Origin of the sequence: Pseudomonas sp. P9_35 (assembly GCF_034008205.1) — a bacterium.
Lineage (GTDB): Bacteria > Pseudomonadota > Gammaproteobacteria > Pseudomonadales > Pseudomonadaceae > Aquipseudomonas > Aquipseudomonas kilonensis.
In genome coordinates this window covers 1,837,262-1,853,681 of sequence record NZ_CP125373.1, presented here as the reverse complement: position 1 = coordinate 1,853,681, position 16,420 = coordinate 1,837,262, and the positions used below count along the sequence as shown (strand labels likewise).

Sequence of the window (16,420 nt, the reverse complement as noted above, 5' to 3'; positions counted from 1 at the left end):
GTCCTTATTCGGTCCGGCCGTGGCTGACACATTCGCCGCGTCGCCACAGGCTCCATTGGCCCGGTTCGTAGCGGGTCCAGGTTTCGTTTTCGGTCAACGGTTCGGTGGCGATCACCGTCACCACGTCGTTGGGCGTGGTTTCAGCCTGGAAATCGACAATCACATCCACATCCTTGAGCCGCGCCGGGCCGAACGGCGCGCGACGGGTGATCTGGGCCAGTTTGGTCGAGCAATAGCAGAACAGCCAGTCGCCATCGCTGAGCAAGCAGTTGAACACGCCTTTGCTGCGGTATTCGGCGCAGGCCTCGATCAGCGCCGGTAGCAATTGTTCCACCTCCACCGGTTCGGGGAAGGCCTGGCGCACGCGGTTGAGCAGATCGCAGAAGGCCGCTTCGCTGTCGGTATCGCCCACCGGGCGGTAGAAGCTCACGCCCGGCTGGAAATCGGCGAGTTGGCCGTTGTGGGCAAAACACCAGTTGCGGCCCCACAACTCACGCACGAACGGGTGCGTATTGGACAAGCAGACCTTGCCGACGTTGGCCTGGCGAATGTGCCCGATCACCACTTCGCTCTTGATCGGATAGCGCTGCACCAGGTTCGCCACTTCCGATTCGCTGCTGGCGGCCGGGTCCTGGAACAGGCGCAGGCCACGGCCTTCATAGAAGGCGATGCCCCAACCGTCCCGGTGCGGCCCGGTCTTGCCGCCGCGCTGCATCAGCCCGGTGAAGCTGAACACGATGTCGGTTGGCACATTGGCGCTCATGCCCAATAACTCACACATGCTCGAACTCTCGCTTCAAGGGGCAGGCCCGGTTACAGGCGCGGTTCGATACGCGAACGCTGGGGATTGCTCGGCACGGGCGGGCGACCGTAACGGTCATCACCGGCCACGCCAAATGGCGGCTCGTCCTCCGGCTCATCGGCCGCGGCGGCGGCTTTTGCGGCGGCGGCCCGTTCCTTGCGAGCGTTGGCGGCCCGCTCGATGGGGAAGCGGATCAGCACCAAAATGAAGTAGAGGCCGAAGGCGATCATGCCGTACATGAGCAGATCGGAAGCCGCCCGCCAGACGTTGTTGCCGACTTTGAACAGCACGTCCAGGGCAACAATGGCCAGGGCCGGGGCGACCTTGTCCTTCACCGGATCAACGATGGTCGGGCAAAACAGCAACACCGCCAGCAGCAACCGCAGCGGTTCGCGCAACCAGCGCCACATCCAGCGGGTCATGCGCATCCACACCAACAGGCAGCCCAGGGCGGCGAAGGCGTAGAGGCCCCAGGCGATCAGATAGTCATTCTCGGTCATGGTGTCCATGGCAAGGCAGGCAAAGAGACGCTTATAGTAACGGCTTTTCGCTCGTCAGGCTGCCCCGGCATCTGGCGAATGGCCTGTGTGGTTGATTCTGTCCAGGCCATGTGTCCCTTTTCGTACAACGTTCGAGAGCCTTTCATGTCCCTATCTGCCCACGTTTCCAACGCCCCGATTGCCCGCAGGGACGCCGGTGTTGATCCATACGCCTGGCTGCAGGAACGCGACACCGACGCCGTGCTCGACTACCTCAAGGCCGAAAACAGCTACCAGGAGGCGCAACTCGCCGACCAGGCCGAACTGCGCGAAACCCTGTTCCAGGAGATCAAGGGGCGGATTCTCGAGACCGACTTGTCACTGCCCTCGCCCTGGGGCCCGTACCTGTACTACACCCGTACCACAGCCGGTGACGAATACCCGCGTCACTACCGCTGCCCGCGTCCGGCCGATGACAGCCTGAGCGTGGATGAAAGCCGTGAACAACTGCTGCTGGACCCGAACGTGCTGGCCGGCGGTGGCTTCTTTTCCCTGGGCGCCTTCAGCATCAGCCCCGACCACCAGCGCCTGGCCTACAGCCTGGACACCACGGGCGATGAGATCTACACCCTGTTCGTGAAGGAATTGTCCAACGACAAGGTCAGCGAACTGTCCTTCACCGATTGCGACGGCAGCATGACCTGGGCCAACGACAGCCTGACGCTGTTTTTTGGCGAGTTGGACGACACTCATCGCCCCCACAAACTCTGGCGCTATCGCCTGGATGGCACGGCCGCCGAAGAAGTGTTCCATGAGCCAGACGGGCGTTTTTTCCTGCATTGCTACCGTTCCAGCTCGGAAAAGCAGTTGATCCTGTCCCTGGGCAGCAAGACCACCAGTGAAATCTGGGTGCTGGACGCCGCGCACCCGCAGCGCCCCTTTACCTGCCTGGCGCCCCGCGTGGAAAACCATGAATACGACGTCGACCACGGCCTGCTCGATGGCCAATGGACCTGGTTGATCCGCAGCAACCGTGACGGGATCAATTTCGCGTTGTACCAGGCCGCCGACACCGGCGTGGCGCCGACCGAGGCCGACTGGCAGAACCTTATCCCCCACAGCGACACGGTGATGATCGACGGCCTGAGCCTGAACGCCGGGGCCATGACCTTGAGCCTGCGCGAAGGCGGCCTGCCCATCATCGAGGTACACCCGCAAGGCTTGCCGGCCTATCGGGTGCAACTGCCGGATGCGGCCTACAGCCTGCATGTGCAGAACAGCCTGGAATTCGTCAGCGATCGCATCCGCCTGCGCTACGAGGCCCTGAACCGTCCCGCGCAGATCCGCCAGTTGGACCTGGCCAGCGGCGCACAGGTCGTGCTCAAGCAAACCCCGGTGCTGGGGCCGTTCGATGCCGATGCCTACGTCAGCCAGCGGCTCTGGGCGACGGCACCGGACGGCACCCAGGTGCCCATCAGCCTGGTGGTCAAGCGCGAAGCCCTCGGCCAGCCGGTACCGCTGTACCTGTACGGCTACGGTGCCTATGGCGAGAGCCTCGACCCGTGGTTTTCCCATGCGCGGCTGAGCCTGCTCGACCGCGGCGTGGCGTTTGCCATCGCCCATGTGCGCGGCGGCGGTGAGCTGGGGGAAGCCTGGTATCGCGCCGGCAAGCAGGAACACAAGCACAACACGTTCAGCGACTTCATCGCCTGCGCCGAACATTTGATCAGCAACGGTTTCACCACCGCCGAGCAACTGGCAATCAGCGGCGGCAGCGCCGGTGGCCTGCTAATCGGTGCGGTGCTCAATCAACGCCCGGAGCTGTTCAAGGTTGCGATTGCCGAGGTGCCGTTCGTCGACGTGCTCAACACCATGCTCGACCCGGACTTGCCGCTGACCGTCACCGAATACGACGAATGGGGCAACCCAGAGGAGCCGGACGTTTATGATCGGATCCGAGCCTACGCCCCGTACGAAAACGTCAGCGCCCAGGCCTACCCGGCGCTGCTGGCGATCGCCGGTTACAACGACAGCCGCGTGCAGTACTGGGAAGCGGCCAAGTGGGTGGCGAAATTGCGGGCCACCAAAACCGACGACAACCCCCTGCTGCTCAAGACCGAACTGGGCGCCGGCCATGGCGGAATGAGCGGGCGCTACCAGGGATTGCGTGACGTAGCGCTCGAATATGCATTTGTCTTGAAGGTTTTGGGGGTGGTCTGAGGAACTCTGGGGGATGGCCGGGTCTTAGCTCCATGCGCCGGGCCCAGATAAACCCCAGTCCAATGTAGGTGCAAGACTTTGTGGGAGCAAGGCTTGCCCGCGATACAGGCGACTCAGTTCTGTCTGTCAGATCAAGCTGATGCCATCGCGGGCAAGCCTTGCTCCCACAAGAGTCTGTCCCAGAGGTCTGCTTACACCCGGGCCAAACTGAACCTGCAACAAACACAAGAAAAAGACCGTGCCAACATGTCAGAACCGACCTTACTGAACAAAGAAATCCGCGACTGGTTGATGGACTGCGGTCTGTTCGACCAGTTGCTGCCTGTCGACTTCGCCGCGGCGTCGGGCTATTTCAGCATCAGCGCCATCGCCGAGGGCGAAGCGATTTTCCGCGAGGGTGATGCCGGCAGCTTCATGTGCATCATCCACACCGGCCAGGTGGCCGTGCAGAAAACCGGCCCCGACGGCCAACCCGTGACCATCGCCACGCTGCGCAGCGGCCGGGCATTCGGCGAAATGGCCGTGCTCGACGGCGAACGGCGCTCGGCCAGTTGCATCGCTGCCAGCAATTGCCAGTTGCTGAACCTGGGCAAGGACTCCCTGGAAAAAATGCTCAACGACGCCCCCAAGATCGCCGCCAAGATCATCCGCGCCCTCGCCGTCTCCCTGTCCAAGCGCCTGCGCATGGCCGATGGGCAGTTGTTGTCGCAGCAGGTCTGATCGCAACCATTAAACCTAGCTGGAGTTTCCCTGTGGGAGCGAGCTTGCTCGCGATAGCGGTCTCTGCGGCAACATCAATGCTGACTGACCCGACGCCATCGCGAGCAAGCTCGCTCCCACAGGGTTTCGTTATCCTACCCCCCCGGCGACTTGGCCTTCACAGGCTTGGGTTCCATGCCCGGTATCGGCTGGTCCTTGGGTGGCTTGGGCATTTCGATCGGTGGCAGCAAGGGCGGCCCGCCGCTTCCGGGGCCAGCCTTGGGCACCCCGTTGGGCGTGACCGGCGGATAGGGCATGGGAGTGGCGGTGCCAGGCGCCCCGGGGATGCTGGGCGGGTTGACCGGAATCGTCGGTTGTTGAGCCTGGGCGCAACTTATTGAGAGCGCCGCCAGGGCAATGGCCGTTAGAATGATGCACTTCATCAATGGCTCCGTGGCTATTGTCTGCTTTAAGGCTAGTCGTTACCGCGCGGTTTGCCCTCCTACGAGATTTCCATGAAACGTTTCGTTCTGCTCGACACCACACCCATCCCTGATAACGGCGGTGCCCTGTGCCTGTTCGAGTACGGCGAAGACTTCGTCATCAAGATCCAGGGCGGTGACGGCGGGCAGTTGATGAACACCCGCATGCACGGTTCCGAAGATGCCCTGGCAGAGATTCCTTGCCGCAAGGTCGCCGGTCGTCCCGGCTCGCGCGTGCTGATCGGCGGCCTCGGCATGGGCTTCACCCTCGCCTCGGCCCTCAAGCACCTGGGCAAGACCGCCGAAGTGGTGGTGGCCGAACTCGTGCCCGGCGTGGTGGAGTGGAACCGTGGCCCCCTGGGTGAAAAGGCCGGGCGACCGTTGTCGGACCCGCGCACAGTCATCCGCATGGAAGACGTGGCCAAGGTGCTGCAAGCCGAACCCCAGGGTTTCGACGCGATCATGCTCGATGTCGACAACGGCCCGGAAGGCCTGACCCAGAAAGCCAACAGTTGGCTGTATTCGGCGGGAGGCCTGGCCGCCTGCGCCAAGGCCCTGCGGCCCAAAGGCGTGCTGGCGGTGTGGTCGGCCAGCGCTGACCGGCAGTTTTCCGACAAGCTGAAGAAGGCCGGCTTCAAGGCCGAAGAGGTGCAAGTGTTCGCCCATGGCAACAAAGGCACCCGCCACACCATCTGGATTGCCGAGAAGCTCAAGGGCTGAGCTAAACTCTGTCCAACCGTCATCAGTCTTTTTCTACAAAGGTGAACCCATGAGTTCGTCAACGCCACCGTCCAACACCGCCAAGCTGGACCGCATCCTCGCCGATGCCCAGCGCGACCGGGAGATGGGCTACCGCGACAAAGCCCTGAAAATGTACCCCCATGTCTGTGGCCGCTGCGCCCGTGAGTTTTCCGGCAAGCGCCTGAGCGAACTGACCGTTCACCACCGCGACCACAACCACGACAACAACCCGCAGGACGGTTCCAACTGGGAACTGCTGTGCCTGTACTGCCACGACAACGAACACTCGCGCTACACCGACCAGCAATACTTCGGCGACGGCTCCCTGAGCACCCCGAAAATCGCCAAGGCGACCCACAACCCCTTCGCCGCACTGGCCGGGTTGATGAAGAAGGACGAGTAATCGTCATCACCAAAAAATCTTTACAGACTGCAAGGCCGTCATCGCGAGCAAGCTCGCTCCCACATTGGATTTTCGGCGTTCACAAAACCTGTGGGAGCGAGCTTGCTCGCGATGGCGATCAACAAACACCACACATCTCGAAACTGACCACCCTCCCCCATTCCCCGTATAATCGCGCCTTTTCCCCAAAGGCACCCCGCCCGTGGCCAACAAACGCTATAGCTGCATCGGTCTGTTCAACCCCAAGTCACCGGAAAACGTCGGTTCGGTCATGCGTGCCGCCGGCTGCTACGGCGTGGCGTCGGTGTTCTACACCGGCAAGCGCTATGAGCGTGCCGCCGACTTCGTCACCGACACCAAGAAAGTCCACTACGACATCCCGCTGATCGGTATCGACGACCTGAAGAAAATCCTGCCCCTGGGCTGTGTGCCGGTGGCCGTGGAGCTGGTGGAAGGCGCTCGCCCACTGCCCGAATACACCCACCCCGACCGGGCGCTGTACATTTTTGGCCCGGAAGACGGTTCACTGGACAAGGACATTCGCGATTGGTGCGAGGACGTGGTGTACATCCCCACCACCGGCTGCATGAACCTGGCCGCCACCGTCAACGTCGTGCTGTATGACCGCATGGCCAAAGGCAACAACACCCGTTCGGGGCCGCAATTCCGCTGATCGGTGCAACATTCGATTGAACAAGGCAATCGCTCGGGCAGTCAGTTTTATACCAATCCCCACACTGGAGACAGATCATGAGCGATAACAATCCGTTCGAGCCGATTGAGACCACCCCTTTCCAATCCCATCCGCCGCAAAACGTGCAGGGTTGGGAACGCATTGGCTCACTGGCCGGCGGTGTGCTGATGATGGGCAAGGGTTTGCGCCGTGGCGGTGTGGTCGGCCTGGCTCAACTGGCGATCGGCGGCATGGCGCTGGCGCGGGGGATCACTGGGCATTGCTCGGCCAAGGCCTTGTTGGAAAAGAATCGGCAGAACCTCAGCAACGCCCGCGCCCGCATCGAACAGGCCGGCGATGAGCTGAGCCGCCTGAAGGCCAATGCCGAGGCGGCGACTGGCACGGCTACGGTGACGGGGAATGATTCGTTGGATTCGCCCAAGGTTGGGCTCTGATTTTTGCAGTGCCGCTGATGGCCTCATCGCGGGCAAGCCTTGCTCCCACAGATACGATGCAACACCTGTGGGAGCAAGGCTTGCCCGCGATAGCGATATTACTGAAGTAACTTGGTATCCAGCACAGTAGAAGCCCCACCCAGGACGCTCTCACTGAGCTGCACAAACTCCTTGGTATCCACTGTCTCCAGCCGCATCGCCCCCTGCAATACATCATCCAGCGAACGCTTGTTGCGGGTTTTCAGGCGAATCTCGCGGTCCAGTTCCTGCAATAGCAACACCGCCTTGGCCACCGCCGCGGGGCTGATCTGTTCGCCGCGCAGGGTGGTGACGCCCTTGCTGTCGCGGGCGAGCCGGTCATTGAGGGTCTGATAACGCTCATCGCTCAGGCCACCAGCGCGGCGCAGCAGTTCGATGGCGTAGTACTCGGTCAGCCCCTCGCTGATCCAGTCACTGCGATAATGATCATTGACCCGGGCCAGCGCCTGCACCAACTCCCGCAACAACGGGCTACTGCCCCGCTCGCTGACCAGCGGCGGACGGCTGTGCAGGTAGATCGAGTCGTGACCGGCCTGGGCGCCACGCCACAGCGGATCGCCAGCGCCGACAATCAGCAACTTGGCCGGATGGCGCGGCACCAGCGCTTGTACCTGCGGCCAGACGAACGTCAGCAGCGTCAGCACATCCATCCGGCGCATGCCCTGGCCCTGGGGCGAGGCCACCGTCACCTCGGTTTCGCCCAGGCGGGTGCGGCGGCTGCCCAGTTTGCCGGCGAGCATCCAGCCCGTGGGGCGGTCGAACAGGCGCGAGGGGTTGTCGATGCGAAAGCGTTGCTTGCCGATGCGCGGCCAGGGCGTCTCGATGCTTTTCCAGCCATTGGGCAATTCAACTTCAAGACGGGCCACCAGTTCGACGCCGTCCTGCTGGTCGAGCTTGGCCGACGGCACCAGGTCGTCGCCGCGCAGCAACGCCCAAGTCGGGGTCATGCGGGTTTCGAAGGTGGCGTTCTTGCGCGTATGGCTGATGCGCACGCGGTAGCTCAGGCTGGCCTTGTCGGCTGCCGGCCGCCAGACACCTCGCGCCTCTTTGCCGGGGGTGAGTTGCCATTGGCCGTCGGCCTTGAAATCGCTGTAGCGACTGCCGTCGCCGAGGTCGAAATCCAGGCTGCGCACCGCCGAACCCCGGGCCAGGGTCAGGCGCACCTCGGCCTGATCGCTCTGGGGCAACAGGTGCACGTGATAATCCAGATCGACTTTCTGCGCCGCCCACAGCGGCCCGCACATCGCCAGCAGCCCGGCGGCCAGCACCCGTTTCAATCCTGCAGCCATGGGTTCTCCCTGGGGCGCGCCGCCCGACGGCTCAGCCGGCGCGGAAAATCAGATGATCTTCCCAATCGTCTTCCGGCACGCTGCCTTCGGCCAGCATACGCCCGGACTGGGAAATGCGTTCGTGGTGCACGGCATCGCGATCACCGCAGACCAGGTGGTGCCACAACGGCAAGTCCTTGCCCTCGCTGACCAGCCGATAACCGCAGGTCGGCGGCAGCCATTTGAACTCATCGGCCTTGCCCGGCGTGAGCTGGATGCAGTCGGGGACAAAGTCGCGGCGGTTGGGATAGTCGGTGCACTGGCAGGTTTTCAGGTCCAGCAGTTTGCAGGCGATGCGCGTGTAGTAGACGCTATTGTCGTCTTCGTCTTCGAGTTTTTGCAGGCAGCACAGGCCACAGCCGTCGCACAGCGATTCCCATTCCTGCAGATCGAGCTGATCGAGGGTTTTGCGTTTCCAGAACGGTTCGACTTTGGCGGCCATGGCTCAAGCATCAACATCAAGTGGTGAAAAGGCCGACAGTCTAGTGCCCGGGCCCCTTCAGGCCAAGCATTGGCGACTGTCGGTAGGCCGGGACTTGTCAGGCCGGGCGGCGGGACGTAGGTTGTTTCATCGACTTTCCAAACCCCAATCAGGTAAGCCCATGAGTGCCAACCCCCGCATTGCCGATTACGCGATTCACCCTCAATTCATCGAACGCTGGTCGCCCCGTGCCTTTACCGGCGAGACCATTGCCGAAGAAACCCTGCTGGGCTTCTTCGAAGCTGCACGCTGGGCGCCGTCGGCGTACAACTCCCAGCCGTGGCGTTTCCTGTATGCGCGCCGCGACACGCCGAATTGGGAGCGTTTCCTGGGCCTGCTCAATGAATTCAACCGCGGCTGGGCCCAACACGCCTCGGCACTGGTGATCGTTATTTCGAAAACCACCTTCGCCGTGCCCGGCGCCACCGAAGAAACCCCAGCGCAGAGCCACACCTTCGATACGGGTGCGGCCTGGGGCCACCTGGCGCTGCAAGCCAGCCTCAGCGGCTGGCACACCCACGGCATGGCCGGGTTCGACCAGGAGTTGACCCGCAAGGAACTGAAGATCCCGGAAGGCTACGCCCTGCACGCCGCCGTGGCGATTGGCAAGCTGGGGGACAAATCGACACTGGCCGAGTACCTCCAGGCCCGCGAAACCCCAAGCCCGCGCCGGCCGTTGAGCGAACTGGTGGCAGAAGGCGATTTCAGCCTGTAACCCCATTTTATGGCCGTTGGAGACCCACTGTGGGAGCGAGCTTGCTCGCGATGGCGGTGTATCAGTCGGCATCGATGTAGCTGATCTGACGCTATCGCGAGCAAGCTCGCTCCCACAGTTTGATCTGTGGCGAACGCACTTCTTGTGCCCGCTGGAGACCCACTGTGGGAGCGAGCCTGCTCGCGATGGCGGTGTCTCAGTCGGCATCGATGTAGCTGACCTGACGCTATCGCGAGCAAGCTCGCCCCCACAGTTTGATCTGTGGCGAACGCATTTCTTGTGCCCGCTGGAGACCCACTCTGGGAGCGAGCTTGCTCGCGATGGCGGTGTCTCAGTCGGCATCGATGCAGCTGACCTGGCGCTATCGCGAGCAAGCTCGCTCCCACAGTTTGATAGGGGTTAGCTTCAGTAGCCCCGGGTGAAGTCCACTTCCCCGCGCAGTGCTTCGCCCGCCTGGTAGGCCCGCAGGTTTTCCAGGAACAACTGCACCATCATCGGTGGCGAGGTCGGTGCCGAGCTGTGGCCGGTCAGCAGCAGGCCCCAGGCGGTCCAGAAGGGGTGGCGCTGCGGCAGCGGCTCCTGGCGGCAGACGTCGATCACCGCACCGGCCAGGTGCCCTTCCTTCAGGGCTTGCACCAGGTCCGCATCCACTACCGCCACGCCGCGACCGACGTTGATGAACAACCCGGTCGGCTTGAATTGCTTGAACAGCGCCGCGTCGTACACATCATGGGTATCGGGGGTGTTGGGCAGCAAATTGATCACGTAATCCGCCTCGCCCACCAGGCGTGGCAGATCCTTCAGCGCCCCGACCTCGATGAACGGCGCCAACGCCCGGGCTTCGCGGGCAACGCCGTACAACTGCACACCGAACGGCACGAGGAACTGCGCCACACGCTGGCCGATATCACCGGTCCCGACAATCAATACCTTGCGCCCGGCCAGGCCTTGCCCCTGGCGGTTATCCCACTTGCGCTCGACCTGGCTGACCAGACGTGCCAGCACCTCGCGCTCATGGCCGAGCATGTAGGTCAGCACGTACTCGGCCATCAGTTGGCCGAAAATACCCACCGCACGGGTCAGGCGGTAATTGCGCGTCAAGCCTTCGGCCAGCAACGGCGTGATACCTGCCCAGGTCGATTGCAGCCAGCTGGGTCTATGGCCTTGACGCAACAGGGTCGCCAGCAGATCAGGCTGGCCGAGCCAGACCGGGCAATCGGTGGCCAGTCGCGACAATTCGGCGGAGTCGCCGCTGGTCAGCACTTCAATATCGGGTGCCGCCTGACGCAGAAGCTGGGCGTACACCGGGTGGTCGTGTTCGGCAATCAGAACGCGCATGAATCAAACCTTTCAAAAACAGTGCAGACAACCGCCGACAGAGTGTCGCTCCATCCATACGATCGTCGTCAATAAACCATTCCAGTGTTTTCCAGAGGCACCCAGAACAGGTGCCTCAGAGACCGTCAGACCGGGTCGTTGCGGCGCAACAACTCTTCGGGCAAATGCTCGATGTACTCGTCTTCGGCCGGCGGCATTTGCAAGTGATAGCCCTGGGTGTCGAGGTTTTCCAACACCTTGTTGATGTCCTCCCGGGACAGCGCCCGTTCGGGGCTCAGGACCAGGTCGAAGGCATGGATCGCCTTGCCAAAGGCGGCCATCAACGGCTCAGGTACACGCTCCAAGGCATCGCTCTTGAGCACATACAGGTACATCTCGTTTTTCTTCGAGCTTCGATAGATGGAGCAGATACGTTTCAAGGCTGTTCTCCGGCAGTGGCCAGGCTGTCGAGCAGCGCCTGGCCCATCAATTCGCGGCGCCAGCCACGCAGCGAATCGGGCAATTGGTAAGGGCCCTCGGGGAAGCCGCTCTTGATCAGCGCTTCGAGGGTTTTCTTGCGCAGCATCAGCTCCGGGGCGATTTCCAGGCGCTCGGCTTCAGCCTGTCCCAGCGCCCGCAGACGCTTGACCAGGGCCGAGGCCTCGATGGGCAATGGCTCGGCCACGGCCGGTGGCCATTGCTCGGGCGGCACGCTGGCGGCGCGCTGGATCAGGTCCAGCAGAAACTGGCCGTCCTGGCGCACGGTGCGCGGGTGCATGTCTTCGATCTTCGCCAACGCGCCGAGGTTATCCGGCTGGGTACGGGCCAGGGGCCACAGCGAATGCTCGCGAATGATGCGATTGCGCGGCAGGTCACGGGCCCGCGCCTCACGTTCGCGCCAGGCGCACAACTCGCGCAGCACGGCCAATTGGGCGCGGGACAGTTTCCAGGCGAGCTTGGCCTCGCGGTAGACCTCGTACGGGTCGACCTCGCGACGCAGGTTGGCCACCAGTTCGGCGCCGTCTTCCAGGACCCAACGGTATTTTTCGTCGGAAAGCTTCGGGCGCAGCAGTACGAAAACTTCTGCCAGGTGCACGGCATCCTCTGCCGCATAGCTGATCTGTGTCTCGGACAGGGGCCGTTGCAGCCAGTCGGAACGGGTCTCGCCCTTGGGCAACTCGATACCCAGCACTTCCTGCACCAGCCGCGAATAGCCCATGGAGAAACCCAGGTTCAGGTAGGCGGCGGCCAATTGCGTATCGAACAGCGGCGCAGGCAGGCTGCCTGTCAGGCGCAGCAGCACTTCAAGGTCTTCGCTGCAGGCGTGCAACACCTTGAGCACCGCCGGGTTTTCCAGCAGTGCGGCCAAGGGTTGCCAATTGTCGATGGTCAAGGGGTCGATCAGGTAGGCACGCTTGCCGTCGCCGATCTGCAATAAACCGGCAATAGGGTAAAAAGTGTCGACCCGCATGAATTCGGTGTCGAGGGCGACGAATGGCAACTGCTGCCACTCGGCGCAAAACTGACCGAGGCTATCGTTGTCGCGAATCCAGTGAATATCGATGGCCACACGGCTCTCCCTTGAAGAATGGCGCGCAGTATATATCGCCGCCGGCGATTGCGAGCATCCATAGAGCAGCAGCCTAAGAGAAATCGCCTGCGAAAAAGCAAGAATAGTCCTACATCAGGACTTAACCGGTCTTACGCAATACATAAACACGCGTCAGCGCGAAACCGGGCAGGAAATCCTGATACCAGAGCACGTTAAAACCGGCCTGGCGAAACTCGGCTTCGAGATCGGCCTTGTCGGCCAGGCTTCGTTGCGGCGCCTGGCCGATCTTGAGGCGTCCTTCGATTTGCACCGAAACGATCACCGTGTCGCGACTGACCCGATGAAATTCGCGCAACAGCGCCAGGCGATGCTCGCTGGCGCTGACGTGGCGAAACAGTTGCAGACAACAAATACAATCCACCGCGTTGGCCGACAGCCCAATGGTGAACGCTGAACTCGGGAAGGTCTTGACCCTTTGGAGCAACGCGCCGCCATGGTGGGTGAGCGCATGTTCGAGCATGTCCGGCGACGGGTCCGCCGCCAGGATCACCCGGTTGGCGTGCTCGGCCAGCACCGGCCAGAACCGTCCCGCGCCACAGGCCACATCCAGCACCAACCCGGGCTCGCCCGCCACCTTCAGGGCGTTGCGCACCATGTGCTCGTCGCGCCAGAACGCCAGGCGCAACCGTCGAGGCGCCGGCCGACAGCAGACCTGCGCATGTTCCTGGTCATGCTGCCTGGCGAACTCAAGCTCGACGGTGGATGGGGGTAGCCCGGACATACGAACGGCTCTTGGGATTGGATGGATGACAGGTTAAACAACGCTGCGTGAAAAAAAGGTCCAGGCCATCACTCTCGGGCCAGGACACCGTCAATCACCGCACCGCGGCAGTTGGCGAACAGGTCCAGGTCCCGGTTGTAGACCTGGCTGTTGACTTCCAGCAGCCCGAGCATCGAGTGAAACAGGTTGTCCTGGCTCAAGGGCTTTTGCCGACTCAGTTGCAGGCAATGGGTGTCGACCGAAAAAGACTTCTGATAACTGTCGGAAAACCAGGCAAGCATCGCCACGTGTTTCTGTTGCTCCGGGGCGAGCATGTAGGGCGTGCCATGGAGAAACAGGTTGTATTCGCCCAGGGACTCGCCATGGTCCGACAGGTACAGCATGGCCGTGTCGACCTTGTCCTGGTTGGCCCGCAGCAGATCGATCAGGGTCGAGAGCACATGATCGGTGTACACCAGCGTGTTGTCGTAGCCGTTGACGATGCTCTCGCGGCTGCAATTGTTCAGCGCGTTGCTTTCGCACACCGGGGTGAAATGCTCGTATTCCTTGGGATAGCGCTTGAAGTATTCCGGCCCGTGGCTACCCATCTGGTGCAGCACCAGCACCGTGTCCTTGTCGAGCGTGTCGATGAAATGCTGCAAACCCTGGAGCAGGATTTCGTCACGGCATTCGCTGCTCGCACACAGGTTTGGATCCTTCAGATTGCTCACATCCTGCACGGTGACCCGGTCGCAGGTGCCCTTGCAGCCAGACTGGTTGTCCCGCCAGATCACCTCCAGCCCGGCGCGCTTGAGCACGTCCAGCAAACCCTCTTCATTCTTGGCGATGCTGGCGTCGTAGTTCTTGCGCCCCATGTTGGAAAACATGCAGGGCACCGACACGGCGGTTTCAGTGCCGCAGGAATGCACGTCGGTGAAGGCGATCAGGCCGGCCTCTTTGTTCAATGTCGGTGTGGTATCGCGGTTATAGCCGAGGATGCCGAAGTTCTCGGCCCGGGCACTCTCGCCCACCACCAGTACGGTCAGGGATTTGCGGCTGTGGGTTTGCCAGGCAGGGTTACGGCTCGCGTCCTCGCCCAGCGCGATGAACGGCCGCTTGGCCGACGCGACCTGCTCACGCAAGTAGCCGAACGAAGCACCGATGTAATTGCTCGGTACGACCATCAAGCGCAACTCGTGGTGGTTGCGAAACAACGAAGACAGGCCTTGGTAGTTGGCCAGTGCGACCATGCCAATCACCGCGGCCGAGGCCACACCGACCAGCAACTTACTTAATAACTCTTTGGGCCAGCGACGGTAGCTGATCGGGGTCTTGAACAATAACCAGCAAGGCAGCACCCCCAATAACCCGAGGTAGATAAATAACTTCAGCGACAACAGATCGCGGACTTCCGTGGCATTGGTTTCAGCAAAGTTGCGCAACATGCCCGCATCGATCAATACGCCGTATTGGGCCATGAAATACGCCACGCCAGCACTGATCAGGAACAACAGCATCAGCACGGGCTTGAGCAGCGGACGGAAGGCCACGAGCGTCAACACCAGGTTGAACGCGCAGAAAATCATCAGGCCAAACGCCACGCACATCAGCAGGCCACGAGCGTCAGCCGTGGTGATCGCCAGCAAGTGTTGCCAGAGAACGAGATTGAAACCCACTAACAAAAAGGCACTGGCGGCCAGTGTCACCCACTCGGGGCGCACGGCTTTAATGGTCAGCATGATGGTTGACGATTTCCTGAAAGTTGCTCTTTGAAAAAGAAGTGCCGCAGGAAAATGTGAAAAATTCATTTCCTACGGCAGCACAAACTTTAGGTAGCCCACCATCAATTTTTCGTGAAAAAGTTGCTACTAAATAATTATTTAAGAAACCGCTGGCCAGCCGGTTTCAGGCCTGATGCAGGTACCAGCGCCAGTCCTGCTCCCCGACTTCCCCCATGAACTGACGGTATTCGGCGCGCTTGACCGCCAGATAAACGCCAAGAAACTCATCGCCAAACGCTTCCCGGGCCCAGGTCGATGCCTCGAGGGCACGCAGGGTGGTGAGCCAGTCGGTGGGCAACAGCTCGCTCGCCTGGGCGTAACCGTTGCCTTCGACAGGCTTCCCGGGGTCGCACTGTTCACGTAGGCCACGATGAATGCCGGCCAGTATCGCCGCCGCAGCCAGGTAAGGGTTGGCATCGGCGCCGCAGATACGATGCTCGATGTGCCGCGAGAACGCCGGGCCGCCCGGTACCCTCAGGCTCACCGTGCGGTTGTCCACGCCCCAGGTCGCCGCCAGTGGTGCGTAGCTGTTGCTTTGGAATCGCCGGTAGGAGTTGGCGTTCGGACAAAACATCAACAGCGAATCGAGCAGGGTATCGAGCATCCCACCCACTGCCTGGCGCAACAGCGGCGTGCCGTCGGCGGCGTCACTGGCAAACAAATTGTGACCATCGCGGTCCGCCAGGCTGACATGCATGTGCATGCCGGAGCCCGCCAAGTGATCGAACGGCTTGGCCATGAAACAGGCCTGCATGCCGTGCTTGTGGGCCACGCCCTTGACCAGTCGCTTGTAGCGCACCGCTTCATCCATGGCTTGCAAGGCATCGCTGCGGTGTTCAAGGGTGATCTCCACTTGTCCCGGTGCGTATTCGGAAATGGCGGTCCGGGCCGCAATGCCTTGCAGCTTGCACGCAGCGTACAGGTCGGCCAGGAACGGCTCGATCTGCTCCAGCTCGCGCAAGCCATAGACCTGGGTAGCACGCGGTCGGCCACCGTCGGCGTCCCGCGCCGGTTGTGGCCGGCCTTGGCTGTCGCGTTGCGCGTCCAGCAGATAGAACTCCAGCTCCGCCGCCATCACCGGGTAATAGCCGTCGGCCTGCAAGGCCTCGATCACCTGGCTGAGCAGATAACGTGGATCAGCGATGGTCGCTGGCATGCCCTCCTGGGGATGCATGCTGACCTGCACGGCGGCCGTGGGAATCAATCGCCACGGCATGCGCTGCAAGCTGCCGCTGAGGGGATAGGCACGGCAATCGATGTCACCGACGTCCCACACCAGCCCGGAATTTTCCACATCATCGCCATTGACGGTCAGCCCGAGAATCGTACTGGGCAGTGGCCGGCCACTTTCGAAAACCGCCAGCAATTCGTCCCGATGCAACAACTTGCCCCGGGGCACGCCGTTGTTGTCGAGGATGAACAGCTCGAACAGTTCGATATCAGGGTTCTGCGCAAGGAACACCTCGGCGTGTTGCACGGGTGCGAAAGAAATC

General features: G+C 61.9%; 18 protein-coding genes. 7 read left to right on the top strand and 11 right to left on the bottom strand.

The features are described 5' to 3' along the window. Positions 1-4: 4 nt before the first annotated feature. Together QMK47_RS08305 and QMK47_RS08300 are read right to left on the bottom strand one after the other, a co-directional pair. Complete coding sequence (locus QMK47_RS08305) at positions 5-781, bottom strand: class II glutamine amidotransferase (protein ID WP_014337068.1); 777 nt, start codon at positions 779-781, stop codon at positions 5-7. A gap of 32 nt (positions 782-813) precedes the next feature. Further along, positions 814-1,311, bottom strand: a complete 498-nt coding sequence (locus QMK47_RS08300; protein WP_214512060.1) for an MFS transporter — start codon at positions 1,309-1,311, stop codon at positions 814-816. Between the two features lie 135 nt (positions 1,312-1,446). Here QMK47_RS08300 and QMK47_RS08295 point away from each other — a divergent pair, with 135 nt between their 5' ends. Beyond that, the gene (locus QMK47_RS08295) at positions 1,447-3,501 is read left to right on the top strand and encodes a S9 family peptidase (protein ID WP_253472273.1); all 2,055 of its coding nucleotides are present in this window, start codon (positions 1,447-1,449) and stop codon (positions 3,499-3,501) included. Between the two features lie 246 nt (positions 3,502-3,747). Continuing rightward, positions 3,748-4,221, top strand: coding sequence for a cyclic nucleotide-binding domain-containing protein (locus QMK47_RS08290; protein WP_003184242.1), 474 nt, complete (start codon positions 3,748-3,750; stop codon positions 4,219-4,221). A 134-nt stretch (positions 4,222-4,355) separates the two neighbouring features. Here the strand turns inward: QMK47_RS08290 and QMK47_RS08285 are convergent, their stop codons facing one another. Next, positions 4,356-4,643: a hypothetical protein gene (locus tag QMK47_RS08285; protein ID WP_253472271.1), complete on the bottom strand. Its 288-nt coding sequence runs from the start codon at positions 4,641-4,643 to the stop codon at positions 4,356-4,358. A 72-nt stretch (positions 4,644-4,715) separates the two neighbouring features. On the opposite strand from QMK47_RS08285, the gene QMK47_RS08280 reads away from it, so the two are divergent. From QMK47_RS08280 to QMK47_RS08265, 4 genes are all read left to right on the top strand, one after another. Further along, positions 4,716-5,402: a spermidine synthase gene (locus QMK47_RS08280; protein WP_003184244.1), complete on the top strand. Its 687-nt coding sequence runs from the start codon at positions 4,716-4,718 to the stop codon at positions 5,400-5,402. 49 nt (positions 5,403-5,451) lie between these two features. Next, positions 5,452-5,826, top strand: coding sequence for a YajD family HNH nuclease (locus tag QMK47_RS08275; RefSeq protein ID WP_003184246.1), 375 nt, complete (start codon positions 5,452-5,454; stop codon positions 5,824-5,826). A gap of 202 nt (positions 5,827-6,028) precedes the next feature. Continuing rightward, the gene (locus QMK47_RS08270) at positions 6,029-6,499 is read left to right on the top strand and encodes an RNA methyltransferase (RefSeq protein WP_003198862.1); all 471 of its coding nucleotides are present in this window, start codon (positions 6,029-6,031) and stop codon (positions 6,497-6,499) included. 77 nt (positions 6,500-6,576) lie between these two features. After that, positions 6,577-6,954 carry a DUF2892 domain-containing protein gene (locus QMK47_RS08265; protein ID WP_258690548.1) on the top strand — a complete coding sequence of 126 codons (378 nt, stop codon included), beginning with the start codon at positions 6,577-6,579 and terminating at the stop codon, positions 6,952-6,954. Between the two features lie 98 nt (positions 6,955-7,052). On the opposite strand, the gene QMK47_RS08260 is transcribed toward QMK47_RS08265, so the two are convergent. Then, the gene (locus QMK47_RS08260) at positions 7,053-8,282 is read right to left on the bottom strand and encodes a hypothetical protein (protein WP_258690547.1); all 1,230 of its coding nucleotides are present in this window, start codon (positions 8,280-8,282) and stop codon (positions 7,053-7,055) included. A gap of 31 nt (positions 8,283-8,313) precedes the next feature. Then, a complete protein-coding gene (locus QMK47_RS08255) occupies positions 8,314-8,763 on the bottom strand; it encodes a YcgN family cysteine cluster protein (protein ID WP_018607524.1) in 450 nt (149 codons plus the stop codon). Between the two features lie 160 nt (positions 8,764-8,923). Between QMK47_RS08255 and QMK47_RS08250 the strand changes: the two genes are divergently transcribed. Then, entirely contained in the window at positions 8,924-9,517 is a 594-nt protein-coding gene (locus tag QMK47_RS08250; RefSeq protein ID WP_253472265.1) for a nitroreductase family protein, read from the top strand. Between the two features lie 405 nt (positions 9,518-9,922). Here the strand turns inward: QMK47_RS08250 and QMK47_RS08245 are convergent, their stop codons facing one another. The 6 genes from QMK47_RS08245 to QMK47_RS08220 form a co-directional block, all read right to left on the bottom strand. Continuing rightward, positions 9,923-10,855 carry a D-2-hydroxyacid dehydrogenase gene (locus QMK47_RS08245; RefSeq protein WP_253472263.1) on the bottom strand — a complete coding sequence of 311 codons (933 nt, stop codon included), beginning with the start codon at positions 10,853-10,855 and terminating at the stop codon, positions 9,923-9,925. A gap of 125 nt (positions 10,856-10,980) precedes the next feature. Further along, positions 10,981-11,274, bottom strand: a complete 294-nt coding sequence (locus QMK47_RS08240) for a YcgL domain-containing protein (RefSeq protein WP_003198853.1) — start codon at positions 11,272-11,274, stop codon at positions 10,981-10,983. After that, on the bottom strand, positions 11,271-12,404 hold the full coding sequence (rnd, locus tag QMK47_RS08235; protein WP_003198851.1) for a ribonuclease D: 1,134 nt from the start codon (positions 12,402-12,404) through the stop codon (positions 11,271-11,273). The genes QMK47_RS08240 and rnd overlap by 4 nt, the downstream gene beginning before the upstream one ends. A gap of 121 nt (positions 12,405-12,525) precedes the next feature. Continuing rightward, entirely contained in the window at positions 12,526-13,167 is a 642-nt protein-coding gene (locus tag QMK47_RS08230; protein ID WP_253472261.1) for a class I SAM-dependent methyltransferase, read from the bottom strand. Positions 13,168-13,235: 68 nt separating this feature from the next. Further along, the gene (locus QMK47_RS08225) at positions 13,236-14,885 is read right to left on the bottom strand and encodes a phosphoethanolamine transferase (protein ID WP_253472259.1); all 1,650 of its coding nucleotides are present in this window, start codon (positions 14,883-14,885) and stop codon (positions 13,236-13,238) included. Positions 14,886-15,051: 166 nt separating this feature from the next. Continuing rightward, on the bottom strand, positions 15,052-16,419 hold the full coding sequence (locus tag QMK47_RS08220) for a glutamine synthetase family protein (protein ID WP_258691211.1): 1,368 nt from the start codon (positions 16,417-16,419) through the stop codon (positions 15,052-15,054). Position 16,420: the final 1 nt, after the last annotated feature.